General features: G+C 37.9%; 23 protein-coding genes. 14 read left to right on the top strand and 9 right to left on the bottom strand.

Annotation, left to right across the window (positions count from 1 at the left end; all coding sequences use genetic code 11):
* The first annotated feature begins 1 nt into the window (after position 1).
* The gene (locus JKA74_RS02400; protein ID WP_201429560.1) at positions 2 to 1189 is read left to right on the top strand and encodes a phosphoglycerate kinase; all 1188 of its coding nucleotides are present in this window, start codon (positions 2 to 4) and stop codon (positions 1187 to 1189) included.
* Between the two features lie 166 nt (positions 1190 to 1355).
* On the opposite strand, the gene rnr is transcribed toward JKA74_RS02400, so the two are convergent.
* Together rnr and JKA74_RS02390 are read right to left on the bottom strand one after the other, a co-directional pair.
* Positions 1356 to 3521 carry a ribonuclease R gene (gene rnr / locus JKA74_RS02395; RefSeq protein WP_201429559.1) on the bottom strand — a complete coding sequence of 722 codons (2166 nt, stop codon included), beginning with the start codon at positions 3519 to 3521 and terminating at the stop codon, positions 1356 to 1358.
* A gap of 63 nt (positions 3522 to 3584) precedes the next feature.
* Positions 3585 to 4283 (bottom strand): 3'-5' exonuclease, encoded by a 699-nt coding sequence (locus tag JKA74_RS02390; protein ID WP_201429558.1) that lies wholly within the window; start codon positions 4281 to 4283, stop codon positions 3585 to 3587.
* Positions 4284 to 4463: 180 nt separating this feature from the next.
* Between JKA74_RS02390 and JKA74_RS02385 the strand changes: the two genes are divergently transcribed.
* Positions 4464 to 4970 carry a Rid family hydrolase gene (locus tag JKA74_RS02385; RefSeq protein WP_201429557.1) on the top strand — a complete coding sequence of 169 codons (507 nt, stop codon included), beginning with the start codon at positions 4464 to 4466 and terminating at the stop codon, positions 4968 to 4970.
* 92 nt (positions 4971 to 5062) lie between these two features.
* On the opposite strand, the gene JKA74_RS02380 is transcribed toward JKA74_RS02385, so the two are convergent.
* Entirely contained in the window at positions 5063 to 7060 is a 1998-nt protein-coding gene (locus JKA74_RS02380; RefSeq protein ID WP_201429556.1) for an alpha-amylase family glycosyl hydrolase, read from the bottom strand.
* Between the two features lie 254 nt (positions 7061 to 7314).
* Between JKA74_RS02380 and JKA74_RS02375 the strand changes: the two genes are divergently transcribed.
* Positions 7315 to 7728, top strand: coding sequence for an OsmC family protein (locus tag JKA74_RS02375; protein WP_201429555.1), 414 nt, complete (start codon positions 7315 to 7317; stop codon positions 7726 to 7728).
* Between the two features lie 612 nt (positions 7729 to 8340).
* On the opposite strand, the gene hisC is transcribed toward JKA74_RS02375, so the two are convergent.
* The 4 genes from hisC to JKA74_RS02355 form a co-directional block, all read right to left on the bottom strand.
* Positions 8341 to 9396, bottom strand: coding sequence for a histidinol-phosphate transaminase (gene hisC / locus JKA74_RS02370; protein WP_201429554.1), 1056 nt, complete (start codon positions 9394 to 9396; stop codon positions 8341 to 8343).
* A gap of 19 nt (positions 9397 to 9415) precedes the next feature.
* Positions 9416 to 10705, bottom strand: coding sequence for a histidinol dehydrogenase (hisD, locus tag JKA74_RS02365; RefSeq protein ID WP_201429553.1), 1290 nt, complete (start codon positions 10703 to 10705; stop codon positions 9416 to 9418).
* A 29-nt stretch (positions 10706 to 10734) separates the two neighbouring features.
* A complete protein-coding gene (gene hisG / locus JKA74_RS02360; RefSeq protein WP_201429552.1) occupies positions 10735 to 11595 on the bottom strand; it encodes an ATP phosphoribosyltransferase in 861 nt (286 codons plus the stop codon).
* Between the two features lie 497 nt (positions 11596 to 12092).
* Positions 12093 to 12503, bottom strand: coding sequence for a hypothetical protein (locus JKA74_RS02355; RefSeq protein ID WP_201429551.1), 411 nt, complete (start codon positions 12501 to 12503; stop codon positions 12093 to 12095).
* Between the two features lie 463 nt (positions 12504 to 12966).
* On the opposite strand from JKA74_RS02355, the gene JKA74_RS02350 reads away from it, so the two are divergent.
* Entirely contained in the window at positions 12967 to 13443 is a 477-nt protein-coding gene (locus tag JKA74_RS02350; protein ID WP_201429550.1) for an Mpo1 family 2-hydroxy fatty acid dioxygenase, read from the top strand.
* Positions 13444 to 13661: 218 nt separating this feature from the next.
* Here JKA74_RS02350 and JKA74_RS02345 read toward each other — a convergent pair whose 3' ends face one another.
* Together JKA74_RS02345 and JKA74_RS02340 are read right to left on the bottom strand one after the other, a co-directional pair.
* The gene (locus JKA74_RS02345) at positions 13662 to 14549 is read right to left on the bottom strand and encodes a tetratricopeptide repeat protein (RefSeq protein WP_201429549.1); all 888 of its coding nucleotides are present in this window, start codon (positions 14547 to 14549) and stop codon (positions 13662 to 13664) included.
* Positions 14550 to 15005: 456 nt separating this feature from the next.
* Entirely contained in the window at positions 15006 to 15254 is a 249-nt protein-coding gene (locus JKA74_RS02340) for a hypothetical protein (protein WP_201429548.1), read from the bottom strand.
* A 145-nt stretch (positions 15255 to 15399) separates the two neighbouring features.
* On the opposite strand from JKA74_RS02340, the gene JKA74_RS02335 reads away from it, so the two are divergent.
* From JKA74_RS02335 to JKA74_RS02290, 10 genes are all read left to right on the top strand, one after another.
* A complete protein-coding gene (locus JKA74_RS02335; protein ID WP_201429547.1) occupies positions 15400 to 16050 on the top strand; it encodes a hypothetical protein in 651 nt (216 codons plus the stop codon).
* Between the two features lie 293 nt (positions 16051 to 16343).
* Entirely contained in the window at positions 16344 to 19412 is a 3069-nt protein-coding gene (locus JKA74_RS02330; protein WP_201429546.1) for a WD40/YVTN/BNR-like repeat-containing protein, read from the top strand.
* Positions 19413 to 19561: 149 nt separating this feature from the next.
* Positions 19562 to 20548, top strand: coding sequence for a T9SS type A sorting domain-containing protein (locus tag JKA74_RS02325; protein WP_201429545.1), 987 nt, complete (start codon positions 19562 to 19564; stop codon positions 20546 to 20548).
* Positions 20549 to 21139: 591 nt separating this feature from the next.
* The gene (locus JKA74_RS02320) at positions 21140 to 22264 is read left to right on the top strand and encodes a hypothetical protein (protein WP_201429544.1); all 1125 of its coding nucleotides are present in this window, start codon (positions 21140 to 21142) and stop codon (positions 22262 to 22264) included.
* A gap of 558 nt (positions 22265 to 22822) precedes the next feature.
* Positions 22823 to 23173, top strand: coding sequence for a bleomycin resistance protein (locus JKA74_RS02315; protein ID WP_201429543.1), 351 nt, complete (start codon positions 22823 to 22825; stop codon positions 23171 to 23173).
* A gap of 86 nt (positions 23174 to 23259) precedes the next feature.
* On the top strand, positions 23260 to 23832 hold the full coding sequence (locus JKA74_RS02310) for a Crp/Fnr family transcriptional regulator (RefSeq protein WP_201429542.1): 573 nt from the start codon (positions 23260 to 23262) through the stop codon (positions 23830 to 23832).
* A 95-nt stretch (positions 23833 to 23927) separates the two neighbouring features.
* Positions 23928 to 24338: a hypothetical protein gene (locus tag JKA74_RS02305; protein ID WP_201429541.1), complete on the top strand. Its 411-nt coding sequence runs from the start codon at positions 23928 to 23930 to the stop codon at positions 24336 to 24338.
* Between the two features lie 11 nt (positions 24339 to 24349).
* Positions 24350 to 24949 carry an START domain-containing protein gene (locus JKA74_RS02300; RefSeq protein ID WP_201429540.1) on the top strand — a complete coding sequence of 200 codons (600 nt, stop codon included), beginning with the start codon at positions 24350 to 24352 and terminating at the stop codon, positions 24947 to 24949.
* A gap of 144 nt (positions 24950 to 25093) precedes the next feature.
* Complete coding sequence (locus tag JKA74_RS02295; RefSeq protein WP_201429539.1) at positions 25094 to 25954, top strand: helix-turn-helix domain-containing protein; 861 nt, start codon at positions 25094 to 25096, stop codon at positions 25952 to 25954.
* A gap of 101 nt (positions 25955 to 26055) precedes the next feature.
* Positions 26056 to 26442, top strand: coding sequence for a DoxX family protein (locus tag JKA74_RS02290; protein ID WP_201429538.1), 387 nt, complete (start codon positions 26056 to 26058; stop codon positions 26440 to 26442).
* Positions 26443 to 26516: the final 74 nt, after the last annotated feature.

Raw genomic sequence — 26516 nt, 5'->3', positions numbered from 1 at the left:
GATGAGAACCATAGACGATTATTCATTTGAAAACAAAACAGCTTTAGTACGGGTAGATTTAAATGTTCCATTAAACAAAGCCTTTGAGGTAACCGACCACACCAGAATAGATGCTACTGTGTCTACAGTAAAGAAAATAATAAATGACGGGGGGAAAGTGATTTTAATGTCACATCTGGGCAGGCCAAAAGAAGGCCCGGAAGACAAATTTTCTCTTAGGCACATTGTAAAAGAACTCGAAAAAGCTTATGAAACAAAAGTCCATTTCAGTGAAGAGGCTGTTGGCGACAAAGCGAAAAATAAAGCAAGCGAATTGAAAGCAGGCGAAGTTTTGTTACTGGAAAATGTGCGGTTCTACGATGGGGAAACCAAAGGTGATGAGGAGTTCGCCAAATCCCTTTCCGAATTGGGCGATGTATATGTAAATGATGCCTTTGGTACTGCCCACCGGGCACATGCCTCTACCACAGTAGTGGCTAAATTTTTTACCGATAAAATGGCCGGACATGTAATGTCAGCTGAAATAAAGAATGCCGATAAAGTGTTAGAGAAAGCCGATAAACCCTATACCGCTATTATGGGTGGTGCCAAAATTTCAGATAAAATTCAAATTATTGAAAAACTTTTGAACAAGGTAGACAACCTGATCATTGGTGGTGGAATGTCCTATACCTTTTTTAAAGCATTGGGAGGGAAAATAGGTAATTCTTTGGTTGAAGAAGATAAGGTAGATTTAGCCAGGGAATTAATACAAAAAGCTAAGGCAAAAGGGGTTGACCTCAAATTACCAATCGATTCAATCATAGCCGATGCATTTTCAGAAGATGCCAATACCAAAACGGCCCAAAACCATTCTATTGAAGACGGCTGGATGGGACTTGACATTGGACCGGAAGCAACCGCTATTTTCCAACAGACTATTGAGAATTCCAAAACCATTCTATGGAATGGTCCAATGGGAGTGTTTGAAATGGAGAAGTTTGCCAAGGGAACCAAATCAATAGCAGAATCTGTAGTAAAAGCCACAGAAAAAGGAGCCTTTTCTTTAATAGGTGGTGGCGACTCTGCAGCAGCCGTTAACAGTTTAGGCTTTGGTGACAAAGTAAGCTATGTTTCTACAGGTGGCGGAGCTTTACTTGAATATATGGAAGGTAAAACATTACCGGGAGTAGCTGCATTGGAAAATTAAATAGAGCCTATTAGGCAATTACACGAGAATCATTTGTAGCTACCTGAAAATAAAAATCAAATGACGAACATTTGTAATTTATTTTTAGAATCCATATAAGTTCAAAAAAAATACCGGCCGATCGGCCGGTATTTTTTTTGACTCATTACCTTTTGAAAGAAGAAATTTACTTCTCCCCTTCTACAAAAGCCAAATCAATTGTTCTTTTATCAATATCGGTGTTTTTCACAACTACAGTCACCTTGTCCCCCAAAGTGATCATTCGCTTGTTGTTCCTACCAAACACCCGGTAATTTTTCTCATCAAATTCATAATAATCATCCTGCATGTCAGCCAGACGTACCATGCCCTCACATTTGGTTTCAATGATTTCTACAAAAATACCCCATTCGGTTACTCCGGTTACTAATCCTGCAAAAGGTTTATCCTCCACTGAAGCCATATATTCCACTTGTTTATACTTAATGGAAGCCCTTTCGGCATCAGAAGCCCGCTTTTCCATATCTGAGGAATGTAAGCACTTGCTTTCATATTGCTCAGCACTGACTGACTTGCCACCATCCAAATAGTGTTGTAATAAGCGGTGAACCATTACATCAGGATATCTTCGGATAGGTGATGTGAAATGTGTATAATATTGAAAGGCCAACCCAAAGTGGAAAGAACTTTTGGTGGTATATTTTGCTTTTGCCATAGAGCGAATAGCCAGGCTTTCCAGCACGTTTTGCTCTGGTTTACCCTCAATATCACTCATTAGATTATTCAATGATCTGGAAATGGACTTTTCCTCCACCTTTAAATCATGACCAAACCTCTTGGCAAAAATGGAGAAAGTATTTAATTTTTCAGGATCAGGATAATCATGTTGACGATAAACAAAGGTCAATTTCTGTTCCCCCTTTTTCTTGGTGGCAATAAACTCTGCTACTTTTCTATTGGCCAATAGCATATACTCTTCCACAAGCTTATGGGCATCCTGACGTACTTTCGGTACTATACCCAGTGGTTTCCCATTCTCATCCAGCTTAAATTTTACCTCAACTGATTCAAAGGCGATAGCCCCCTGTTCAAAACGCTTTTGCTTTAACTTTTTGGCTATCTCATTTAGCTTATGTAATTCCTGCACATGGTCTCCTGTTTGCGAATCCAGGATGGCCTGGGCGTCTTCGTAAGCAAACCTTTTATCTGAATGGATAATTGTTCTCCCAAACCACTCGCTATGCACTGTACCATGATCATCTAACTGAAAAATAGCTGAAAAGGTAAGTTTATCTTCATTAGGGCGTAGCGAACACAAACCATTGGATAGTCTTTCAGGAAGCATAGGTACTGTTCTGTCAACCAAGTAAGCGGAGGTAGCTCTTTGGTAAGCTTCATCCTCTAACAAAGTATCAGGCTTAACATAGTAGGTTACATCCGCAATGTGGATTCCTATTTCATAGAAACCGTTTTCCAGTTTTTGAAAGGAAATGGCATCATCAAAATCTTTGGCATCTACAGGATCGATTGTAAAAGTGGTTACTCCGCGGATGTCCCTTCGTTTGGAGATCTCTTTTTCAGTAATTTGATCGCTGATTTTTTCAGACTCCTTTAACACTGCTTCAGGAAATTCCATGGGTAAATTAAATTCAGCCATGATTGAATGGATTTCAGCTTCGTTGTCCCCGGCTTTACCTAAAACACGAATCACCCTGGCTTCAGGTTTTCTTTCCGGGCTGTCCGGCCAATTAGTCACCTCCACTATCACTTTATCCTGATGCTTGGCTCCTGCCAATTGATCATTATTGATAAAAAAATCAGTATGTATTCCTCTACTGTCAGGTATCAGGAATGCGTAGCGAACGGACATGTCTATCCTTCCTACAAATTGTGTTTTACCTCGTTCTACAATTTCAAGAACTTTTCCTTCTTCCCTACCCTCTTTATTTTTCTTGGTAACCACTACCTTCACAGTATCTCCATGAATGGCACCTTTGAGGTTAGTTGCTTTTACTATAACATCCACCTCTCGGTCTTCTACAATAATATAGGCCACTCGTGGATTGACATGATCTACCCTACCAGTAATATAGTCCGGCTCTTTAATTGAAACAAAGGAATTCCGTGAGGCTTTTTCTATTTTACCTTCATTCAATAGCTCATTTAATATCTTCTCAATATACTTTTTAGTCTCAGCTGTATTGCTTTGCAATGCTTTGGCTATATTCCTAACTGTGTAGGATTTATGGACATTGAAATCAAGGATCTGTTGTATTTCATTTTTCAATTCTGATAAATTCCTAGCCACTTTATTGGGCTTCTTTTTATCAGATGTTCTTTTATTTTTACTCATAATTAAATATAATGTTGTTTGATAAACTTCCTGTTAACTCACTATTAAAATAGCTTTAATAAATCAGGAAGTAGTAATTTTTATTTGGCCATTCTCCAAAATGGGCAATGAATTCATTTTCAGGTACAGCTGACAAGTCAGTACTACGTCTTTCTCGCAATAACTGGCAATCCGCGCTAAGTCATGATGCTTATAGTATATTTCGTTCACCATGCTACCATCTATATCATCCTTGCTTGTAGGTAATTCAAAAATGTGGGCTAACAAATCTAATTTGGCATAATGTTTTCGATCCCCAAATTTCCACATCTCCAAAGTATCCAGGTAAGGTGTTTGCCATGGCTTTTTAGAGGATACGTCCAACATATCGGGAAGTTTTAGGCCATTGATTAAAATTCTTCTGCAAATATAGGGCACATCAAACTCTTTTATATTGTGCCCACATAATAAGGTATGTGAATTATCAACTTTTACTAAAATTTCAATCAATTCTGTTAACAGTGCTACTTCATCATCATTGGCCAAAGTTTTCACTCTCAGGCTTGCTTGCTCACCAACTCCCGAGAACCAGCCCAATGACACTACAATTACCTTCCCAAATTCTGCATATATGCCGGCACGGGGGTAAGCATCTTCTGCTGTTTGTTCTTCCTTAGCGATAAATTTCGCTTTATAATTCCAAAATTCTTTTTCTTTTTCGGTTAATGACTGATAGTTCTGTTGCTGGGGAACTGTTTCAATGTCAATAAAAAGTATTGCCATTTCCTGAAGGTTTTCTGAAAGGTATTAAAAAGAAATGTTTTGTGCTAGTGATTGCAGATCAATTTATCTCTTAACGCATGGACTGCTATTTAGTTTGATATAAAATTAAAATAGACCGCACAATTTTAATCAAAAGACAAAAATGGTAACTTTAACAGATACATCAACTCATTAATCTCCATGATAAAGTTTCATCAAGTACTGCTCCTTTCTTTCCTCTTAACAAGTGCTTTCTCTTGCCAAAACCAGGAGAACCATATTTCTACAAATGAAATAATAAGGTACGACAGACCCGAAAGCGGTATACTAAAAGGTGTTTATATTCCTGTAGGTAAAGAGCTGTATTTCACTAGCGGACTGGTTGCTCCTGTGAAAGATGAAAATGCTGAAATAGGAACTTATCAGCGATATGGCAACACCTATGAGCAAAGTGTGGCCACCTTAAAAAAGATAGAGGCCACACTACAAGAAGCTAAGTTTGAATTAAAAGATGTGTATTTTCTAAGAGTCTATCTGGCCCCTAACCGTAACACCGGAGAAGTAGATTTTGATGCATGGTTCAAAGCCTATGGAGAGTTTTTCAATAATGATAACTTGAAAGAAAAAGTTGCAAGAAGTACCATAGCGGTATATTCATTGGCTCATCCTGATTTATTGATTGAGATAGAGGCTTGTGCAGCTAAGTAGTTATATTCCTCTAATGAACTACTCTATTCACCTAATAATAGAATAGTTCATTAGGCTCTTCATTCACTTCAATCCTTACCTATTTATCCACCTCACATCTTTTTTAAAACTAAAGCAGTCCTGTTTACACAATAAATCTTAAGGAAATCCCCTCCCTCTTTTTCAAAGCTTGTATGCACTACTGTCTTTGAGTCAATGCGATTGTGTCCTCCAAAGTGGGGATCATCGCTATTCAGCAGGTACTGAAATTTTCCAGCCTTAGGGATCCAAAATTCATAGTCAGGAACAGAATGATTGGGATGAAAGTTGAATACAAAGATTAAATTGGCACGTTCAAAAATGAGTACCTGATTAGTCTCATCCACATTCAGAAGCTGCGCTGGTTGAGCACTTAAGACATTATTATCTTTCAAGAGATTGACCATTGCCTGATCAAAATTATTTAAATACTCAAACTTCAATTCCGGATTATCCACCAAAGACCATTGTCTTCTGGCATATTTGTAGCTCCATTGATTTCCTTCCCTGGGAAAATCTATCCATTCAGGATGTCCAAACTCATTTCCAATAAAATTAAGATATGCCTCACCACCCACACTGGACGTAATCAGTCGAATCATTTTGTGCAAAGCGATTCCCCGATCAATGATCAGGTTTTTATCATCTTTACGCATATGCCAATACATCTCCTTATCCATTAACCAGAAAGCAAGGGTTTTATCTCCTACCATGGCCTGATCATGGGATTCGGCATAAGCTACTGTTTTCTCTCCCTGCCGCCTGTTGGAAAGCACATTCCATACTTCCATCATTTTCCACTCCTCATCCTTTTTATGCTTCAATAGTTTAATCCACTCATCAGGAATCCCCATTCCCAGGCGATAATCAAATCCAACTCCCCCTTCTGAGACAGGTCTGCAATTACCTGGCATACCACTCATATCTTCTGCGATACTTATGGCTTCCGGTTTTAATTCATGAATCAGTGTGTTGGCCAGTTGCAAATAGCGAATGGCATCCCAATCTACACCTTCTTTGAAATATTTATCATAATGATCAAAAGCAACTCCCTCACCATGATGATGATAGAGCATTGAGGTAACTCCATCGAAACGGAAGCCATCAAAGTGAAATTCTTCCAGCCAATAGCGAATGTTGGAAAGCAAAAATCTGCTGACTTCTTCTTTTCCATAATCAAATAACTTTGAATCCCAGCCGGTATGGTAGCCTCTTCCTCCCTCATGAAAATATTGATGACCTGAACCATCGAAATCATTGAGCCCTTCAGCAAAATTCTTTACGGCATGCGAATGCACCATATCCATAATAACCGCCATTCCCATTTCGTGAGCTTTATTGATCAATGATTTTAAATCTTCCGGGGTTCCGAAACGTGAGGAGGGAGCAAAATAATTGGAAACATGATAGCCAAAAGACCCATAATAAGGGTGTTCTTTCACGGCCATCATTTGAATGCAGTTATATCCCAAATCCTTTATGCGAGGCAATACATTCTCTTCAAATTCCCTGAAAGTGCCTACTCCTTCTATTTCCTGGGCCATACCGGGGTGGCATTCATAAATGAGAGGGGACTTAATTTCCTTTAATTTAAATTTTTTATCAGTCCAGGGAAATTTTTTCTTATCCTGCCAAACACAAGCTGTGAAATCATGGGTTTGCGGGTTTTGCAGGGCATATCGTGTATAAGCAGGTATTCTATCATTGGTGCCATTGGCTCCTTTCACCTGTACTTTCACTTGCGAAAAATTCTTCAAGCCCTCTTTATCAGGAATAAATATTTCCCAAATACCTCCATCTTTTTTCTTTAACGGATGACTTTCAGAGTTCCAATCGTTGAAATCTCCTTTTAAAAATAAACTTTCCGCAGCCGGAGCCCATTCCCTGTACCACCAACCTTTTTTGGAGGTGTCATGGTGGAAGCCCAGTTCATGGTGCCTTCCTGCATAATTGATGAGGGATCCATATTTGTTTTCAATGCGGGCCAATTCCTCGTTGAAATAATTAAATCGTGTATTCAAATCACTCTCATAAGGTGCTAACCAAGGGTCATCTTCAATAAGCTGCAGCATAGTCCGGTTTTTAGTTTTTGATAATTTAACAAAAGAAATATTAAACTGAACGATTATTAATTAATAAAGTAGTGCATCATGAAAATTCTTTCTGGTTTCAGTTCATTTTCAGATGACAATAAATAGAGTGAGAGACGCAACTATTCCATAAGGGTTGTTTGGCATTGAAATAGATTAAAAAAAATATCCATATTAGCCTGTGAATTCTACTCAAGATAGTAGTTTTGCAAAATTGAAATTAAAAGTATCAAGGTATGAAAATCATCACCAACATGTTGGCTCCAAAGGAATATGAGAGCAAAAATGAGTCAGGCAATATCTTAAACATAGATATGTACGATGCCAAAGAGAAAGATTATTTCTCTCCTATGGAAAGTTTATTGGGAGCTCTGGCCTCATGTGCTGCTGTGGACCTGGTGGAAATGATTAAAAAAAGAAGAAAAGAATTAAATGACCTTCAGATAGAAACGCATGGGGAAAGAAGAGAAGAGCATCCACGTTCTTTTCATACTATCCACATGGTTTTTACAGCTACCTCTCCTGATTTGCAAAAAGAAGAATTTGAGAAACTGGTGGAGTTGGCTGCAGGCAAATACTGCTCTGTTTCTGCCACTTTAGCAATAAAAGCTACACATGAGGTGGTGATCAAAAGAAAGAATGGGGAGTAATTTAACTATTAAATGAATGAAATAGAGTGGTTTGTGAGACACAAACCACGGCTTTTATCCTTTTATCTCTCCTTGTCCTGTGACTCACAGGACATTCACATTTATTTATTTGAGCCAAAGACCTTGGCTAAACAATAAGCCAGTTCCAGCTAATTAGTTCTATTCGACCTCGATTTGAGTCCTCACAAACAAGCATTGATCTTGCTAAAAACCTACCTAGAAAAAAAGTTTGTGAAGACACAAACTTTGGCGAGTTGCAAAGCACTTGTGGAGACACAAGCGTTGGTGCAATGTCGTTAAGTTAAGCTTTAAACTAAAACCTCAACCTTTTATCCTTCTCCAAAGGGAGAAGGAGGTTTGTTTTAACTTAACGACATTGAGCGTTGGCGAGCAGTGGCTAAACCACACCCTCCGCCCTCGATTTGTGTCCCCACAATCGAGCGTGATTAATTGGCGTAGTAAGCAGCCAAAACCTCAAGTCAAGGCTGGTGTAGTGCTGAAAAGTAACCAAAGTTCAATACCAGCCAAGGTTCGTGTCTCACGAACCTTTAGCTTGTGTATTAGCTTGTGTGTTCAAAATTTAGACATTTACCCCATTGAGAAGGCAACAGTTTAATGACTAATTTCTTCAAGTAAAGCCACTAATTGCTTGTTTTCCTCTTTCGTACCCACGGTTATTCTCAGGCAATCCTCACAGAGCATCACCCTGGAACGATCGCGTACCACTACTCCTTTTTCTATCATTGCTTGATACTTATCAGCCGCATCATTCATTTGAACCAATAAAAAATTGGCATCAGAAGAATAAATCCTTTTGACACCTGGCACGTCAGTCAATAACTGTTCTAAAATCTCCCGTTCAGAAATAATTTCTGCTACTTGGTTTTCCATCTTCTCCTCCCCTTCCAAAGCTTTCAAAACCACTTGCTGATTAGGTCCGCTAATGTTGTAGGGTGGCTTCACTTTATTCAGGATTTTGATCAGCTGCTCATTGGCAAATGCCATTCCCAATCGCACAGAAGCGAGTCCCCAGGCTTTGCTTAAAGTTTGCAAGACCACCAAATGAGGGTACTTATTAATCATTTTACTCCATGATTGCTGGGGAGAGAAATCAATATAAGCTTCATCAATAATGACTATGCCTTGAAATTCTTTAAGCAACTTTTCAATAGCATCCTGACGCAAACTGTTTCCTGTAGGGTTATTAGGAGAGCAAATAAAAAGCATTTTGACTCCATTTTTGGAAGCTTTCAAAATCTCCTCCACGTCCAACTGAAAATCCTCAGTCAAAGGCACTTCCACATTCCTCACATTATGAATGGAAGCTGAAACGGAGTACATCCCATAAGTAGGTGGACAGGTAATTACCGCATCCTTTCCCGGTTCACAGAAAATGCGGAACAATAAATCAATGGCTTCATCGCTGCCATTTCCTAAAAATATTTCACCTGCATCAACTGATTTCAATTGGCTAATTTTTGCTTTGATGGCTTTTTGATGAGGATCAGGATAACGATTCCATCCATTATGTTCCTCATCAAATGGATTTTCATTGGCATCAAGAAATACTTTGGCATCCCCGGAAAATTCATCCCGGGCAGAAGCATAAGGTTTTAAATTCAATATATGAGGACGGATATAATCCATCCAGTTAATGAGATTAGCCATAACTACTAAATATCAAAAATTACTTATTCTTTAAACTGTTTAAGCGAACTGTTACTGCATTTTTATGCGCTTGCAAAGATTCAGCAGCCGCCATTTCCTCTACATGGGGTCCCAAATTTTTCAAGCCTGTTTCTGTAATTTCCTGATAGGTAATATTTTTCACGAAACTATCAAGTGACACCCCGCTGTAGGCTCTTGCTGCGCCATTAGTTGGTAAAGTATGGTTAGTACCGGAAGCATAATCACCCGCAGATTCAGGGGTAAAATATCCCAAAAAGATGGAACCGGCATTTTCAATTTTGTCCGCCATTTCCCTGGCATTCTTACAAAGAAAAATCAAGTGCTCAGGAGCATAAGCATTGATTAAATCAATGGCTTCCTCCTCAGTTTTGAGAATTATCACCAGGCTGTTTTGCAAGCATCTATCCGCTATTTCCCATCTTGGCAATTCTCGCAATTGATTATAAATTTCCTTTTGCAGGTCACTCAAAATTTCATCATTAATGGTGACGAAAACCACCTGGCTATCTACACCATGCTCTGCCTGAGACAATAAATCAGCAGCAATAAAAGCCGGATTTGCATCTTCATCCGCATACACCAAAACTTCCGAAGGGCCTGCCGGCATATCAATGGCTACGGCATCCAGGCTCACCAGTTGCTTGGCAGCAGTTACATACTGATTGCCAGGGCCAAAGATCTTATCTACTTTTGGTATGGTTTCAGTACCATAAGCCATAGCCGCAATAGCCTGGGCACCGCCCGCTTTAATAATTTTAGTGATTCCTGAAAGTTGCGCGGCATATAAAATGGCAGGGTGCAAATTACCCTCCTTATTGGGTGGACTGCACAATACTATTTCCCTACAGCCTGCAATCTTTGCCGGAATGGCCAACATCAAAACAGTACTGAACAATGGAGCGCTTCCCCCCGGAATGTATAATCCTACTTTGGGTATGGCCACAGATTTTCGCTCACAAATCACCCCCTCCATCGTTTCCACTTTTAGTGGCTTTATTTGCTGTGCTTTATGAAATTTCGCGATGTTTTTATGGGCCACTTTAATGGCCTCTTTCAATTCGGTGGTCAGATGCTTTGCAGCTCCTTTGATTTCAGCCTCAGTAACAAGCATATTTTCCAGTTCCACACCATCAAATTTACGGGTATAAGCTGTCAACGCTTCATCTCCCTTTTCAATTATAGCATCAATAATAGGTTGGACTACCGTTCTGATCTCTTTTAAAGAGATGGTGGGGCGCTCCAATAATTCTTTCCAACTTTCCCGGTTGGGGTTATAATATTCCTTCATTTTCTATGTGAATTTTGCAGCTTTATCTTTTAAACGATCATTTTCTCTATAGGTGCTACCAATATACTTTCGGCACCTGCTTTTTTCAATTTCTCTATCACTTCCCAGAATTCATCTTCTTTTACGACAGAGTGTAGAGAACTCCAACCTTCCATCGCCAGTGGTAAAATTGTGGGACTCTTCATGCCCGGTAAAATTGAAATAATTTCATTGATAGCAGAATTAGGCGCATTTAACAGAATGTATTTATTCTTTTTTCCCTCCTGTACTGCATTAATCCTGAAAATGAGGTTATTAAGCGTTTGTTTTTTCTCCTCACTTAAGGATTTTGCCGCAATCAATACTGCTTCAGAGCGCATAATCACATCAGTCTCTTTCAAACCATTGCTCAATAAAGTGCTCCCGGAACTTACTATATCGCATACTGCTTCAGCTAAACCGATACTTGGGGCTATTTCCACTGATCCACTAATTTCGTGAATTTCAGCATTGACATTATTTTCTTCCAAATATTTGGCTAATATTTTGGGGTAAGAAGTGGCAATGCTTTTTCCTTCCAATTCATGAATGCCTTTATAATCCCAGTTCCTGTCAACCCCAATGGACAGGCGACATTTGGAGAAACCTAATTTCTTCACCAGGTCAACCCTGTTTTCCTTTTCCAACAACACATTTTCACCCACTATGCCCAAATCCGCCACTCCATCTTCTACATAACCGGGAATATCATCATCCCTTAAAAAAAGAAATTCCAGAGGGAAATTATCAGCAGTAGCTTTGAGCTTGCCTTTTCCATTATTAAGTTTTATACCGCATTCTTTGATCAATTTAAGGGAATCTTCGCTTAAACGACCTGATTTTTGTATAGCAATTTTCAATGTATTTATCATTTGATTTTGTGTGATTTGAAAGAATAGTAGAATAAGATAATTACGTAGGAAATGTTTTCCTCTTTAAGTAAAATCTTAATAAAATAGCAGCAATCTGCTTTGGGCGATATGATATATAGTTCCTCTTAGAAAGAGGAATGATGGAATACATGAGTGCTGTGCATCACTTGAGAAGCGATGGCTATGCTTATGATATGATTTGTTGAAATCCTCATGTGTTGGCAAATGTAAGAAGTATTTTATTAAATACAACAGACAGATAGTCCTAATTTTTTGGTGATAGATTTTTTGGAATAAAGTGAACTTAAAAAATGTAAAGGTTTCTATTCTTGTGATGGTGTTCTTAAAATAAGAGTCTAAAGGACGGACAGGAACAATTATTTTGTGATAGACCACACAAAAGCCCGAGTCAAAAAGACTCTTATATTATAGGGAAATCCGTAGAGCCCTGCGGAACTCTACGGATAGATGAGGATAGATGAGTACTTTTACTCTATTTATTGAGCGATTTCAAGTTCGTACCTATCGTAGTGACCATAGTTGTAGTTCAAAGTTAAAATGAGCTTATCTCCTATTCTTTCCACTTCAAATTTGTTGTTGAGAATTAATGTCCAATCAAAGTCTGCCGTCCATGGGCCACAAGTATTGGTAAATGTAATTTCCCTTCCAGTTAGTTTATAACTCCCCTCACAAATCAAAGGATAACGCCAGGCATCACTAGTTCCTTCAAATTCATTATTACTTAGAGTAAGCGTCACATTTGCTGTTTCATTGCTACTCTCAGGATTAAACCTATAAAAAACTCCCTGATAAGTTCCTTCTTCAATTTCAAAATTATCCTTATCATTTTGACAGGAAACACAAGTTATAAGTAATAGAACCAGACATACAGTTATAATGCTTTTCATTTTAATTAGATAAGGATGTTCAGCTGTTAAGACACTTAAAGGAGCTATTTGGTTGTAGCAAATGAGCTTTCAGTTTTAGGAAAAGGATCATAGAAGTTTAATAACCTGAGTTCGACTATTAATGATAGCGTCCCCGTATACGGGGCAGGCTATGCCGCAAAATTAAGACTTACTTTTTCAAAAAGTCTTACATTTATGCGGTATCTCATACTAAACACAATGAGATTACGGATACCGCTGTGGCGGCACAAGCTAATTTTCTTTTTTATGAAAAATGTAATCCCGATGCATCGGGACCGAAATAGCCAGTCCCGCCCTAGCGGGAACGACTTACAGCAATTCTTACTCATATTTAAAATCGAACTCAGGTTAATAAGCCTATTGCACTTATTTTGTACTTATACATCAAAAAAACATCTCACATTAAATTGTCTAATCCATTGAAAAGCTATATTTTAGTAACATGAGAAAGATAGATGCATTATTGGATGAATATGGTGAAAGCCATAAAAATGCTTTTAACAAGAAAGTTCACTGGATTTGTGTACCACTTATTTTCTGGAGCGTGGTGGCATTATTATATTCCATTCCAAACGATGCACTGACTTATGCCTTTGGGGATGGTTATTTGAATAACTGGGCAGTGGTTGTATTAATCTTTGCTTTAATTTACTATTTTACTTTATCTGTTCCATTGGCCATCGGGCTTTTTCTTTTTGCTGTACTCTGCCTTTCTGTAGCCCGTTGGGTCACTCAGCTGGATTTACTTCCTTTATGGGCAGTGGGTTTAATCGTTTTCTTCCTTGCTTGGGTGGGCCAGTTTTATGGCCATAAAATAGAAGGCAAAAAACCTTCTTTCCTCAAAGATTTACAATTTCTGTTAATTGGCCCTGCCTGGCTTCTGCATTTTATTTACAAGAAGTTAGGGATTAACTATTGAAAGAGAGGTAAGGATCAGGCAAAGTAGAACAATAGTATGTATGATTATATATGTAGTCATTTTTAACGGTTAACCTTTATAGAAGGTAACGCTAAGCATATGGCTTTGTGGCGGTTTTCAAAGGGCTGTCTTCTCTGTCCGCGCCAAAGTTAATTAAATGTACAAAATTTTCCCTTACTGCTTCCCCCGCCATAAGCTATATGTAGTGTTAGCGAATTTTATTGTCTTTTAATTCTATCTATTAAGCTTCTGAGTTCTTTTTCTTTGTCTGGTTCGTTAAGACGACCGTATGCATTGGCAATGTTAGCTAAATTGACAAGGATAATAGAAGAATCCTGTGTGCGTTGAAGTTTTAGTTCCATTGATTTTCGATAGTAGGCAATTGCACTATCGTATTCATTTTGTTGATGGAATACCGTCCCTAAGTCATTATAGCTTTCTGCAGTTTTGATAGGAAGGTCTTGCGATTCGTAATACTTTATTAATTTCTTGTAAAGAGGGTGAGCTTTTTCTGGTTGCCCAGAATAGACACAGATACTACCTAACATATCCATTGACTCCATGAGCAAAGTTGAATCAGTTTCATGTTGGGCAAATAAAATAACCTCATTAACAAGTTTTGCAGACTCCTCAAATTTTTGTTGACCGTTCAATATAGATGCCAATGAAAGTTTTGAGAAATTTAAGTCTTCTTGTTTTGTTGTTGAATCACTCCTATAAAGTTCATAACTTTTAGTTGCATTTAAATAGGCCTCATCGTATTTGCCTAATCTCCTTTGCACTAATGACAACCCGTACAGCGTGCCTGCGTCTTCATGGTAATCAATGGATTTTATGTAATACTTTTCTGATTTTTCAAGCTGGCCGAAATACATTAGAATTAGACCTAAATCATTGTTTGCATCAGCTTTCCAAAGGTCATTTGAACTTGATTCTGCAATTCGCATACGATTATTCGCTATACTAAGCGCACTATCAAATTCGTCCTTATCAATAAAGCCACTAAACTTTTTACTCATCTCAATCCATTCTTCTTGAGTTGTATCAGTTTGTTTGTCGGAACAGAAGGTGAAAAATAGAAACAGGATTGGAAGAATTTTTTTCATTGGCTGAGTATTTTCGCTAACATCCGAATAAAAAAACCATAGTGTGTTTTATCCGCAATGGATTTTTAATTAACCGACAGCAAACGAGTGAAAACGCTTACAAACATTTATACACAGCTTTATGCCGGTTACTGTATTCAAAGTGTTGAACATAAGTGATTCCTGTATCAAACCCTAAATATTCATCGAAAAGCACAGCAAAATACCTATATGTAGGTAGTACTTCTTGCACTAAAATGAGGGAAAGTGTCAAAAAAGCAATTTCCGCTGACACCCAAGGGCATCTTGCAGTTGTGAAACCCTGGTCCGGTCCATTAATCTTCTGAAAAAACAACAACCCTCTGCGCTACTGCAAGCTCAATGTCGTTTAGTTAAGACAAACTTCCTTCTCCTTTGGAGAAGGATGGAAGGTTGAGGTTTTAGTTTAAAGCTTAATTAAACGACATTGACTGCAAGCTATACCTGCAGTGCTGCAAGGTCAGTCTGCACCGCTGCAAGGTCTATCTGCGCTATTACAAGGCCAATCTTCCCTCCTGCAAAAACCTGGGATTGACTTTTGGACGCAAACACATCAGCATGGAAAGGCATCACCATTATTGGCCAGTTGAAAAATGATTTCGACAGCCAGTTACTGAAACTGCAGGAAAGTGCAGAGAATCGCCACAAAGCCAAACTGACGATTTCATTTAGATTTAGTACAAGCATTCAGCATCTATCTCTTCTTTTTTCTTCCAATAATTGTGGTTATGGTTTGGCTTCGCTACTTTAGTATTTCATTAGCGAAGTGTAGCAAACGCATTTTAGCTTCGCGCTATATAGAATTGAGTTCGAATACCAAGAATCAAAGAACATGAAGAAGTTAAAAATTTCTGACGTTATATTAAATAACTTCATCCAGTTTATTTTTATTTTTAGTAGTGTTTACTTCGCTGTTTGGTTAACCAATTATCGTGAAGCAAAAGAAATAGAAAAAATAGAAAAAAAGGCAGTTGAATCACTTTACAAGGAACTTCAAGAAAACCTAATCCAGCTTGATAAAGCAGAAAAATTTCACAAAGAAATCCGTGATCGTTTGTTCTCTTATACAGATAGTATCGAAAAAAAATTAATTGTAGCCAACAGTTTAAAACCGAAAGATCACCTTTCGAAAATTTTTACAAGGCGCTCAAATAGTCTTGGCATGCCTCATTTAAATCGAGATTCCTGGGAGATGTTACAGAGGTCTGAAGCATATATAACTTTGGATTATGAGTTGGCAAGTAATCTGGGAAAACTATATAGGCTACAAAAAAGTGGGGTTGAATTAACGATTCAGAAAATTGGTTCAGAATTATTTAACACTCAATCTCAATTTAAAAAAGAAGAATCCGAAGCATTAATTTTTTTGACAGCCTGGTCTTTTAGGGAAATCGCTGGACAAGAACAATATCTAATTAGAGCCACTAAGGAATCCTTGAATAAGCTGGAAGAACATTATCCGTTTTTGAAAATCAAGAATTAATAGATGCAGGATTGTTGATAAAACAATTCTAAAATCCATATAATCGAGACGGCCGTGAGCCATAAGCCTACAGCAGTTCGTCAATCATAATATAGCCACTCTTTCACTCCCTATCAAATTTTCGAATCCCCTGAAGTTTCGCCTTCATCCCGCTAGAGCTCCTATAACAAATTATGTATATTTTGAAAGACTTCAGTTGCTTAAATTATTAATAGACATAAATAAAGAGTAAAGCATTAGGTTAATACATATGAAGATCATTATTTTTGATAATTAAGTCAACGGTTTCATATATGCAAAATCACTATCGATTAATCCTTTTATCATTAATCCTATTGTTACCTCAAATTGTAGTAGCCCAATGGGAAGAATTTCAGCTTTTTGATGAGACTGTCATTTATCAATCGGTACATGTGTCGGTAGACACATTCTACGTTTCAGGAGGTAGTGGCTTATATGGAACATTTGACGCAGGAAATACTTGGACCAAGCATAACCTTGATGGGACCGTTACTTTGAATGATATAAACTTTTTTAACTCAAAGGAAGGAATTGGAGTTGGAGGTATTGGCGGGAATTCAGCTATTACAATGAAAACCTCTAACGGAGGCGAGACATGGACAACAACCTATATAAACAATAATGGTACTGTGTTGCGTGAGATAAATGATGTGGAATTTGTGGACAAGCTGAATGGCTATGCAGTTGGCAGAAATAATATAATGATAAAAACCACCGATGGAGGTGATACATGGACAAATCTCTACCCACTATATGATCAGAACTTACGAGGGTTAGCGATGGTGGATGTTAATGAAGGTTACACATTTTCTTCCAAGCATCTTAGTGGCTTTGATGGGCAGTCATACACTGGATTAAAGTTGTATGCCTTTGACGGTGAGTTTGTAGATCTCAAAGTTACCGATGATAAAACGCTCATGGCAGCATCCACTACTAAGATTAGTAAATCTTCAGATGGTGGTGATAATTGGACTCACATTGAATTCCCCTATAGCCAGATTAATACGATGTTTGTTTTGGACCAGCAAAAAATTTATGTTGGAACAGATAATGGGGTTTATATTTCAACGGATGGTGGTGTCAGCTGGGAAATTTTTAAAGAGACCCAAGGAACAACTATAAACACCCTTGTTATCAATCCTGATGGCAAAGGTTTAGCACTAAGCAAGTACGGAGATGCATTCAAAACGAATAACTTTGGCGGTGCGGCCGTTCCTATTGTCAGTTTTAATTTTGAACAAAAACAGTATTGTAATGCTTCATCTTTGATTTTTACAGCGACCAATACGCGCGATAACTATAGTTATCAATGGCTGATAGAGGATCAACCCGTAAGCACGAATGCACAGGATTCTGTAAGTTTTACAAATAATACTTCTTCAACCATATCATTGGTGTGCAGTAACGGGCTGGCCTCAGACACACTCACTAAATCATTTGGTATTCGTATAATAGAGGTGCAAGCTGATGCAGGGCCCGATGTTTATGCTTGCTCCAATGAGCCCATTCAACTTACTGCAACAGCTGGTGCATCGGCCAGAGATTTTAGCTGGACACCCAGTACGGGACTTAGTAATCCAAATATCCTTACTCCAGTAGCATCAAATCTAACAACAATGGAGTATGTCTTTACTGCCTCTTATGAATCATGTGTTTCAAGAGACACTGTTGTGATATATCGAAATCCTCCGGTGCCTGGCTTGGATTTTAAAAAAATGAATATAGACTCCTCCGGATGGATCGTGGGGATTCAAATGGTAGATGAAAATATAGGATATGCCTTGGGACAGCAGGACCTCTACAAAACAACAGATGGTGGAACTAATTGGTCAAAAACTTTTCACATGGCAACATTTAGCACCGGACCCTATGGAGATGTGGAGTTCCTTTCTAATGACGTAGGTTACTTTGGATCCGTTTACCTGTATAAGACTACAGATGGCGGTAAAACTGCTGAAAAACTCGCTGGTGGAAGAGTTCATGATATTGAATTTTTAAGCACTGATGTTGGATATATCGCATCTTTTTCTCCCACCGGAGAATTTGGTTCAATTTTACGGACGGTAGACGGCAAAACATGGAGAGAGGTGTATAGCCAGCGAGGACAGATAAGTAAAATCAAATGCTTTCCATCCGGCCGATGTGTAGCCACCGGATACAGCAATTATAATGTAATTTTTTTGTATAGCGATGATGGGATATCCTGGCAAAATGCAGTTTATACCGATGATATTACGTCTTCACAATTAATTAATGACTTTTCATTTATTGATGATACTACGGGATATGCGACAGGTGGGGCATACATTTGGAAAACCTTGGATGGAGGTAGGTCCTGGAATTTAGATTCTCAACTAAATATAGAGAGTGGCTTGGATTACAGGGTAGCAAGTTTGGCACCGTCTCAAATAACTTTCATTGATAACCAAAATGGTTTTGCTGCGAGCCGGGGAAGCGGGTCATTATTCCGTACAGTTGATGGCGGTGGTTGTTGGGAAAAACTTGGGCAAATAGGCGATGCTAGCAAAATTAATACATTGTACATTTCCAAAAACAAAAAAATAATTGTTGGCACTAACGTTACTAGCTTTACAGGCCAATCCATTTACCAGGGCGATTTTTTGCCTTCTTTAAAAACGGATCAGACCATAGAATTTTCAAACTTAACTCCAAAAACTCTTCTTGATGCACCTTTCAAGTTAGGTGCAGTAGCTTCGTCTACATTGCCAGTAACGTATGAGATTTCTAACAATTCTATTGCATCCATTTCTGGTGATGTCCTTACGCTCAAAAATCCAGGTGTCGTTCAAATCACAGCAAGACAAGTTGGTAATGATAGTTTTAATCCTGCTCTGCCTGTCTCTCGTAGCCTTACAATAACAAAAGCTCCTCAAGACATCAGCTTTACCTTGGCATCTCCAAAATTTGTGAATGATCCTGATTTTGATTTTGACGGTTCTTCTTCCTCGGGCTTACCTCTTACCTATTTCACATCAGATGAGTCAGTAATTTCAATCAGTGGCAATACAGCAACAATAAAAAAGGCAGGTACTGTACAGATAACAGCCAAACAGGAAGGGGATGATATTTATGATGAAGCTACACCTGTCTCTCATAGTCTTACAATTACAAAAGCTCCTCAGGACATCAGCTTTAGCTTGTCATCTGAAAAATTGGCAACTGATCCTCCTTTTGATCTTGTAGGTTCTTCTTCCTCGGGTTTACCTCTTACCTATTTCACATCAGATGAGTCAGTAATTTCAATCAGTGGCAACTCAGCAACAATAAAAAAGGCAGGCACTGTACACCTCTTACCTATTTCACATCAGATGAGTCAGTAATTTCAATCAGTGGCAACTCAGCAACAATAAAAAAGGCAGGCACTGTACAGATAACAGCCAAACAGGAAGGGGATGATATTTATGATGAAGCTACAGCTGTCTCTCGTAGTCTCACAATAACAAAAGCTCCTCAAGACATCAGCTTTACCTTGGCATCCCAGAAATTGGCGACTGATCCTCCTTTTGATCTTGTAGGTTCTTCTTCCTCGGGTTTACCTCTTGCCTATTTCACATCAGATGAGTCAGTAATTTCAATCAGCGGCAACAGAGCAACAATAAAAAAGGCAGGTATTGTACAGGTTACAGCGAAACAGGAAGGAGATGATATTTTTGATGAAGCTACAGCTGTCTCTCGTAGTCTTACAATAACAAAAGCCCCTCAAGACATCAGCTTTACCTTGGCATCCCAGAAATTGGCGACTGATCCTCCTTTTGATCTTGTAGGTTCTTCTTCCTCGGGTTTACCTCTTACCTATTTCACATCAGATGAGTCAGTAATTTCAATCAGTGGCAACTCAGCAACAATAAAAAAGGCAGGCACTGTACAGATAACAGCCAAACAGGTAGGGGATGATATTTATGATGAAGCTATACCTGTTGTCCAAAACTTAGAAGTTCATAAGGTTCAGCAAAATATAGTATTCGATTTACCATCTAAGAAATATGGAGATCCAGATTTTGCTCTCGATGCAAGATCTGATGCTGGAATATCGATAACTTACTCAATCGACAATAATTCTGCGGTTAATTTGATAAATGGCAACATGATACGAATCAAGTCCGTAGGTAACACCAATATTACTGCAACAGCGGAGTCCACCTCAATATATTACGAAGCTAGTGTCACAAAAAATCTTGAAATTTCGGCTATTTTAGGAATTGAAGAGCGTGCATTGGACAAATCAATCATCTATCCAAATCCAGCGGATAGAGTTATTGTAATCGATTTGGCTGAATTTACCAATTCAACAGTTACTATTTCAGTCTATGATATGTATGGGAGGGATCGTCACATGATTACAACTACTGCTACAGAGAGAATCCCCCTTGACATAAGCGACTTCCAGTCAGGTATTTATTTTGTGAAAATTATCCATAAAAACGAGACTAATATCTTGAAATTTATAAAGCGTTGATTTACATCATTCGGACTGATAGTACAAAATTTCAGTCCCCTGCTAACGGTTAGTAAAATCAGAAACGACTATATCATTAAATATTGAGTTGGGTTTTGCTGCATGCGATAACTTTATTTAAAATGAAGATTGAATAAAAATTAAAGAACGGTTGACTATCAACAGGACGAAACCCAACTGTTGCCAATCGAGAAGACGGCCGTGAGCCATAAGCCCACGGCAGTTCGTCAATCATAATATAGCCACTCTTTCACTCCCTATCAAATTTTCGAATCCCCTGAAGTTTCGCCTTCATCTCACTAGAGTTTACTTACAGGTTTCACCACCTTGCCTTTAAGGGATGTTGATTTTTAGCACAGGCATTGCACCCTCTGGAATATCTAGTATCGAAAATACCTGATGCTATACTGTACACACACAAAACCTATGAATGAATGGGTTTTATCAGTCAGGAAATGTAGTAGTAGTTGGAAAGTCAGCCACAATGTGTAAATTTATTAATTGCTATGGCTGTGTACAGATGGCAAACTTAGTATTTTCTAAGCCCCCTCATCATAGCCTTAGCATTTGTAATCAAAAACACAAATTTAAATGTTAAACTCAAAAACAGTACTCTGTAAGATGGGTTCATTTTTAACAAATGTCCAAAACGGTTTTATTTGCTTAGCATTAATAATCGTAGGACTTGTAACTTCATGTACAGATGATAACTCTTCATTTGAACCAGAACAGACAGTTTATATCATTCAAGACAACCTAAGTATTGATGGGTATTTGAAAGAAAAAGCCAATCAGCTTATAAACATTTCAGTAACTCCACATCCGGAAAATGGAAACTCAATTGCTGGTACATTAAGTGTAGTTGGCGATCAGGAAAATTTTAATCAAATCGCCACAAGCGAATTATCACGACAAACTTTTGACCTAAATAAGGAAAATAATTATACTGATGAGATCATTGTCAGCTTAATTCCGATTGAAGAATTAAACCAACCAACCTCCACATCATTTTCAATTGAGATGAATCTATTAGATAGAGACAAGATTGGAACTAATCCAGGGAATTTCAACATCACATTCAATTATGCCTGGCAACGGCATATGGATTTGATGAATTTAAAGAAAGGCCAAATATTTAGATATGTTTTGTTATGGGGTTCTGATTATTATCATTCAGATACTTTTTATTATTCTGGTGACACACTCCAACTTGAGGTTTTAGAAGTCAATGGTGATAGTCTGTTAATTTCAGAAACGATCACTGATCTATCCAATATGAAATTCGAACAGGATTATAGCTATAGTTGGTTTAGTGATAGAGATGCTGTTCACACCAATTATTGGATCATGAGAAACGATTCTTTGATTTTTGAACCTATTAGTGGTCGCTTTAAAAGCCATTTAATAGGTCATGATCACATGACAGATATTCCATATAATATCAATCTTTCTTTAAGATTATTTAATGAAGAAGAAGTCGAAATAACAGGTTGGAGAACATCTTATCCGTATACTGAAGACCATGTTGAATTGTTCACGAATAATTATTCACTTTTTGGCAATCAATATGATCACCTAAATATTAATATTTATAATCTTCGATTAGGAAGTGATGCATTTGGATTTACTACGGTTTACAGTAAAGAATATGGTATTATAAAAACTAGTAAATATCTTTTTTTTACGAAAAGTGGGATAGGATGGGATAAACTTTGAAGAGTAATTAGCCTAGCTTGACTTTATGCCTGAGGCATTTCTCCCCCATTTATAATTCTTACTTAACGGATAAAAATCAGGACAAATTAGATTTATAAAATAGATAGAATACAGATCGCAATGAGTAGACGGCCGTGATCATAAGCCCATAGCCTGCCCCGACCTTTTTCTCGGGGGTGCGCCTCTCGCCATAGGCATCCTTGCGGGACACACACCACACTGTACCCCGCATCAAGTGCGGGGCAGGCTGTTCCGCCTTCATCCCACTAGAGTTTACAGGCTTCACCACCTTGCCTTTAATGGATGTTGATTTTTAGCACAGGCATTGCACCCTCTGGAATAATATGATATCTCAGATACCAGATGTCCATACTGGGCACGCACAGTATGTTTAAATTATGCCCTTGTAAGGGTGTTTCTAGAAATTACCTGCTTTTTATTACTTTCGTTCAACTCTATACAAAGTAACTTAAAGGCACAATTTAATCACTAAGCGTTAACAAGCATTGTACAGAACGACACTGACAGACGAAAATTGACAACAAAAATTTAAAAATTATGCTCACAGACATTCACCCGAAATTACCAATGCGAGACATAGCTCGAACCAAAGACTTTTACCTGAATAACTTAGGCTTTATAGAACTTGGGGACTATGGCGACTATTTAATGGTTAAAAAAGACAATATAGAAATTCATTTTTTTGAGTTTAAGGGACTTGACCCGAAAGAAAACTACGGACAAGTTTATATCAGAACTGAAGACATAGACAAACTTTACCAATCGTTGCTTGACAGTAAAATAGGCATACATCCAAATGGACATTTACAAATCAAACCCTGGGGACAGAGGGAATTTGCATTACTTGACCCTGATAATAATTTGCTGACATTTGGGCAAAACATCTAAAAATTGACAAACGAGAAATGTAATGAACCACTTATGCTCACTATCTCCAGTTCTTGAAGGCCTTTGTCAAAATTCACGAAAAAAATATGGAAAAGATTATCACATTCTTCAATAACATTATCCCCCTTTCTGAGAAAACCATAAGTTTAATGAGTGAAATATTTGTTTCTGCTCAATTAAAAAAAGGCGAATACTTCATCCGAAAAGGGCAGTTCGCAAAAGAAATCGCCTTTCTTGAAACTGGAATCGTAAGGGCCTACTACATTAACAATGAAGGAAAAGAATACAACAAAACCTTCTTTTCAGGACCTTCTATCATAGGTTCCTATGCATCACTCATCAGCAAGCAGAAGAACGCTGTTGCCCAACAGGCACTTACCGATTGTCAAATTTGGAAAGCATCTTTTCATAAAATTGAAGAATTGTCAGAGGGCAATTTTGAAATTGAGAGGCTCAGGAGAATTATTGCAGAAAGTTACTTTTTGAGTAACGAGAAAAAAGAAATAGAAATGGCATTGCTGGATGCCGAGAAACGCTATTTAATCCTTCAGCAGGAATATCACGGAATTGAATTGAAAATACCGCAGTATCATATCGCAGCATATCTGGGCATCAGCCCAACCCAACTCAGCCGAATTAGGAAAACTTTGACTCAATAGTCAGTATTTCTTTACATAGGTAAATGCACCGGACTTTTGGTTACCTTTTCTTTGCAGTAGAGTTTAACAATTTACTTACTTCTAGATTTATTATCATGCAAAGCAAAGAATTTACCTTTTTCAGGGCACTATTTATCATATCCGCAATATGGAATTTGATTGGTGCCATCTTCGGATATTTTAACACTGCCTATACCTTTCAGGGATTTTTTAACAGAGAGTTAAATGATCCACTTTATTATACCATTTATCAAGGCGCATGGGGAACCACACTGGTATATTTCATCGGCTACCTAATAGTTGCCTATAATCCCTTAAAACATACCGGAATTGTCATTGTAGGTGGGATTGGTAAAGTCGGTTTCGCTATTACGCTGATGAAATTTTACTTATCAGATATTGCAGGGCCTATCGTTTTTGTAGTCATCATAGGTGATTTCATTTTTGCACTGCTGTTCTTGTACTACTTCATCAGGCTCTATAAAACAAATGAACGCATATTATAGCCTAAGCAATCATGAGCAAAAGAACGTTACTCTTAATAATAGTCTTTGTGTTGAGTTCATTGATGACATCTGCTCAAACATCATGGGAGATTGACAAATGGGAAGAAGATATCATCGTATACACCAGAATGGAAAAGGATTCGGATTTTAAGTCTTTTAAGGCTGTTATGACTGTGGATGTGCCTACGGATGAAATAATTGAAGTATTGAAAAATGCCAATGACTATGTCGAATGGTATGGTTACACGAAAACATCTGAAGTTCTTAAACAAGAAGAGGACATCCAGTATAATTATGTAGAAACCCTATTTCCATGGCCTTACAGCAACAGGGACATGGTTTACAAAATGTCAATTGATGCTTCAGGTTCAAAAGAAGTGACAATTCTTCTGGAAGGAATTCCCGATTATATACCAGAAAAAAAAGGAATTGTAAGGATGAAAAAAGCGGCAGGATTCATATTATTGAAATCCATGGGTAAGCATACAGAAATTACCTATCAATTTCATTCCGAACCTGGCGACAACATTCCGGTTTGGCTGGCCAACAGTTCAATTGCGGAACTACCTTTTAAAACGTTTCTTGGACTAAGAAAAACACTAAAAGAATAAGAAGTAAAGGAGGTGGGCATTTATACCAAAATAGAAGATTTTTTATTGAAAGTCGAAAAACAGGCACTTACTCATTTTGTCGGATGTTCTAGCCAATTCAATAGAAAATTATAAATTTACTTGATCACAAGTGCCATCAATGAAATGATAAAAAGCAGACAACATATTGACTTAAATGGAAGAACGATTATTGAGAAACTAAAAGTTCTGCCACCTTTACGTCAAAACCCTGTTTTTCAGGATGAAGCTTGTTTCCTGTATTTTAGCGAAGGAGGCTCACATATCTCCGCTCCTACGGAAAAAATCACTATCAGGGAGAATGAAAGTGTTTTATTAAAATGCGGAACCTATTTTGCCGACCTTTTTCAAAACAGGGTTTCGGGCACTTGTGAAGTATGTGTGATTCATTTTTTCCCGGATATTCTTGAAAAAATATTTAAGGAGGAGGTTCCTTTTTTTGTGAAACAGAAAAAATTGGGTAACTACACCTATAGCGTTTCTCAAAAAAATGTTATCGACCATTTTATGGAGAGTTTGAATTTTTACTTTGATAATCCTGAGATGGCAAAAGAAGAAATACTCTATCTCAAGATTAAAGAACTTGTTTTGCTTTTGCTCCATACGGAAGCAGCTGATACCATATTAGAACTTTATAGTTATTTATTTACGCCACAAAAAGCGAGTATTTCAGAAGTAATTGAGTCGCACCTTTATTCCAATCTAAGTCTCGACCAGATGGCTTTTTTGGCAGGTCAAAGTCTTTCTACCTTCAAGCGGGAATTTAAGAAGCATTTTGATGATACTCCGGCCAACTACATTCGCAATAAGCGGATGAAAAAAGCAGCGAATCTGCTGATTCATTCTTCGCTCACTGTAAGCGAGATCAGCTTTCAGATAGGCTACGAAGACAGCTCGTATTTCTCGAGACTTTTCTATCAGAAGTTTAGCATTCTTCCTTCTGATTACAGGAAATCCAATCAAAAACAGACCAATCAGACACGCTGAACCATAAGTCCTGTTTTTTGAACCTTTTACCTCAGTGCCAAAGGCTTTGCATAGGATAACTTTGTTGAAGTTATTCATCAAAAACAAAATGACAGCAGATTATGAAACTAAAATCAACTCTATATTGGGCTAGCACCCTACTTGTAGTCCTTGTTTTTACAGCAACAGGCATCTTGAATCTAATGGGGAACAATCATATCCTGACGGACATCCTTCATTTAGGTTTTCCAACCTACATCATGAAAATCCTGGGTTTTTGGAAAGTTGGGGCCGCCATCAGCATTCTGCTACCCAAAACAGTTAGATTAAAAGAATGGGCTTACGCGGGAATGTTATTTGACTTATCAGGAGCGGCCTTTTCACGAATGAGTATTGGAGACCCGGCTCAAATGATCATTATACCCCTGTTGATTATGGGCTTAGTAGTGATCTCCTGGATAAGCAGACCAGAATCTAAATCTGGTTTTTCAATAGTTCCCAAGATATAGGAGCCAGACGCATTGACCTTATTGAAAAATTCATTGTGTCAAAACACTTTCGAAGTTATTAATCAAAAATAAAT

The organism is Marivirga aurantiaca (assembly GCF_016679925.1).
Classification (GTDB): Bacteria; Bacteroidota; Bacteroidia; order Cytophagales; family Cyclobacteriaceae; genus Marivirga; species Marivirga aurantiaca.
This window is presented reverse-complemented; position numbering and strand designations above follow the sequence as displayed.

Bases quoted from the DNA above. Each gene is read 5' to 3' on its own strand.
- JKA74_RS02400 (WP_201429560.1), top strand. From the start codon at position 2: ATGAGAACCATAGACGATTATTCATTTGAAAACAAAACAGCTTTAGTA.
- rnr (WP_201429559.1), bottom strand. From the start codon at position 3,521: ATGAGTAAAAATAAAAGAACATCTGATAAAAAGAAGCCCAATAAAGTG.
- JKA74_RS02390 (WP_201429558.1), bottom strand. From the start codon at position 4,283: ATGGCAATACTTTTTATTGACATTGAAACAGTTCCCCAGCAACAGAAC.
- JKA74_RS02385 (WP_201429557.1), top strand. From the start codon at position 4,464: ATGATAAAGTTTCATCAAGTACTGCTCCTTTCTTTCCTCTTAACAAGT.
- JKA74_RS02380 (WP_201429556.1), bottom strand. From the start codon at position 7,060: ATGCTGCAGCTTATTGAAGATGACCCTTGGTTAGCACCTTATGAGAGT.
- JKA74_RS02375 (WP_201429555.1), top strand. From the start codon at position 7,315: ATGAAAATCATCACCAACATGTTGGCTCCAAAGGAATATGAGAGCAAA.
- hisC (WP_201429554.1), bottom strand. From the start codon at position 9,396: ATGGCTAATCTCATTAACTGGATGGATTATATCCGTCCTCATATATTG.
- hisD (WP_201429553.1), bottom strand. From the start codon at position 10,705: ATGAAGGAATATTATAACCCCAACCGGGAAAGTTGGAAAGAATTATTG.
- hisG (WP_201429552.1), bottom strand. From the start codon at position 11,595: ATGATAAATACATTGAAAATTGCTATACAAAAATCAGGTCGTTTAAGC.
- JKA74_RS02355 (WP_201429551.1), bottom strand. From the start codon at position 12,503: ATGAAAAGCATTATAACTGTATGTCTGGTTCTATTACTTATAACTTGT.
- JKA74_RS02350 (WP_201429550.1), top strand. From the start codon at position 12,967: ATGAGAAAGATAGATGCATTATTGGATGAATATGGTGAAAGCCATAAA.
- JKA74_RS02345 (WP_201429549.1), bottom strand. From the start codon at position 14,549: ATGAAAAAAATTCTTCCAATCCTGTTTCTATTTTTCACCTTCTGTTCC.
- JKA74_RS02340 (WP_201429548.1), bottom strand. From the start codon at position 15,254: ATGCTTGTACTAAATCTAAATGAAATCGTCAGTTTGGCTTTGTGGCGA.
- JKA74_RS02335 (WP_201429547.1), top strand. From the start codon at position 15,400: ATGAAGAAGTTAAAAATTTCTGACGTTATATTAAATAACTTCATCCAG.
- JKA74_RS02330 (WP_201429546.1), top strand. From the start codon at position 16,344: ATGCAAAATCACTATCGATTAATCCTTTTATCATTAATCCTATTGTTA.
- JKA74_RS02320 (WP_201429544.1), top strand. From the start codon at position 21,140: ATGTTAAACTCAAAAACAGTACTCTGTAAGATGGGTTCATTTTTAACA.
- JKA74_RS02315 (WP_201429543.1), top strand. From the start codon at position 22,823: ATGCTCACAGACATTCACCCGAAATTACCAATGCGAGACATAGCTCGA.
- JKA74_RS02310 (WP_201429542.1), top strand. From the start codon at position 23,260: ATGGAAAAGATTATCACATTCTTCAATAACATTATCCCCCTTTCTGAG.
- JKA74_RS02305 (WP_201429541.1), top strand. From the start codon at position 23,928: ATGCAAAGCAAAGAATTTACCTTTTTCAGGGCACTATTTATCATATCC.
- JKA74_RS02300 (WP_201429540.1), top strand. From the start codon at position 24,350: ATGAGCAAAAGAACGTTACTCTTAATAATAGTCTTTGTGTTGAGTTCA.
- JKA74_RS02295 (WP_201429539.1), top strand. From the start codon at position 25,094: ATGATAAAAAGCAGACAACATATTGACTTAAATGGAAGAACGATTATT.
- JKA74_RS02290 (WP_201429538.1), top strand. From the start codon at position 26,056: ATGAAACTAAAATCAACTCTATATTGGGCTAGCACCCTACTTGTAGTC.